This window comes from Bartonella sp. AP88HLJMH (assembly GCF_042195605.1).
GTDB lineage: Bacteria > Pseudomonadota > Alphaproteobacteria > Rhizobiales > Rhizobiaceae > Bartonella.
The window spans coordinates 1-1,593 of record NZ_JBHIOR010000074.1 but is presented as its reverse complement, the minus strand read 5'-3'; the positions used below and the strand labels follow the sequence as shown (position 1 = coordinate 1,593).

Here is a 1,593-nt window from a genome sequence, read left to right as displayed (position 1 = left end):
TTTATCATTCATTCTGTTGATGATGTGTTGCGCAATGAGTTTGGCAAAAGCTTGGGGTCACGGGGTGTCTCCATTCTTGACCCTTTCACTGGAACAGGGACCTTTATCACACGGCTGTTACAATCTAAACTGATAAAACCAGAGGATATGGAATATAAATTCCGTCATGATATTCATGCCAATGAAATTGTTTTGCTTGCCTATTACATAGCAGCGATTAACATTGAATCGACCTATCATAGTATCATGAAAGGAGAGTATATTCCTTTCAAACATATTGGTTTGACCGATACTTTCCGCATGCTTGAAGAGAAAAATCTTCTACAGGAATTGTTTAAAGAAAACAGTGAATATTTGGAACATCAGAAAAATCTAAATATTGAAGTTATCTTTGGTAACCCTCCTTATTCAACAGGTCAAAAAAGTGAAAATGACAATGCAAAGAATACTCCTTATCCGATATTAGATAAACGTATTCGTGAGACATATGCTGCTCAATCCAAAACAACTTATGTGCAAGCACTTTATGACAGCTATATTCGCGCCATTCGTTGGACAAGTGACCGTATAAAAGACTGTGGTGTTATTGGTTTTGTTACAAATGCCGGTTTTATTAATGGAAGTTCTATGGATGGTTTACGAAAATGCCTCGTTGAGGAATTTAGTAGCCTTTATATTTTCCATTTGCGGGGTAATCAACGAACCTCTGGAGAAATTTCTCGAAAAGAAGGTGGTAAGATTTTTGGTGAAGGATCTCGTGCCCCTATTGCTATCTCTATTTTGGTTAAAAATCCAAAATCCAAACAACAGGGGAAAATATATTTCCGTGATATTGGAGATTATCTCAATAGAGAAGAAAAGCTCACGATAATTGAAAAATTTAGGAGTATTAATGGTATTACACGGAGCAAACAAGGTTGGCAAATAATTACACCAGATAAGCATGGGGATTGGCTTAATCAACGTGATGACAGTTTCAAATCATTTTTAGCCATAGGTGCTAAAAAGGGACATGATAAAAAGTTTTTTGAGACTTATTCTTGTGGTCTAAAAACCAATCGTGATGCATGGGCATATAACTCAAGCCGTGAAATAGTGGCAAAGAACATGAAGAATATGATTACGTTCTATAATAGCGAAGTGGAACGTTTTAATGGCACTTATACACATACCGATAGTAAAGCACGTACAAGGGATGTAGATAGTTTTGTCAATTCCGATGAAAGGAAAATCAGTTGGAGCTATAGTGTTAAACAACAGTTAATTAGAGGCAAAATTTTTGAATTTGAAGAGACATGTCTCACTCAGAGTTTGTATCGTCCTTTTACACAACAGTGGCTTTATTATAATCGTACTTTTAATGAATCAGTTTATCAAATGCCGCATATATTTCCTATGGGAAAAATAATTGAAAATAGAGTCATAAAAATTGCTGCTGTAGGAGCAAGAGGTGGATTTTCTATCTTGATGACTAAAAATGTACCTGATGTGGGTGTGATAGATAATAGCCAATGCTTTCCACGCTATATTTACGAAGACACTCTAGTTTCAAAAAATAAAAGTGAAAAACAATCTCATTTATTTACGAATTCT

1 protein-coding gene is annotated in these 1,593 nt (G+C 35.3%); it reads left to right on the top strand.

What is annotated here, in order from left to right; all coding sequences use genetic code 11:
• The coding region (locus tag ACFIMA_RS09565; protein ID WP_375693438.1) for a type ISP restriction/modification enzyme at positions 1–1,593 on the top strand (1,593 nt) is incomplete at both ends.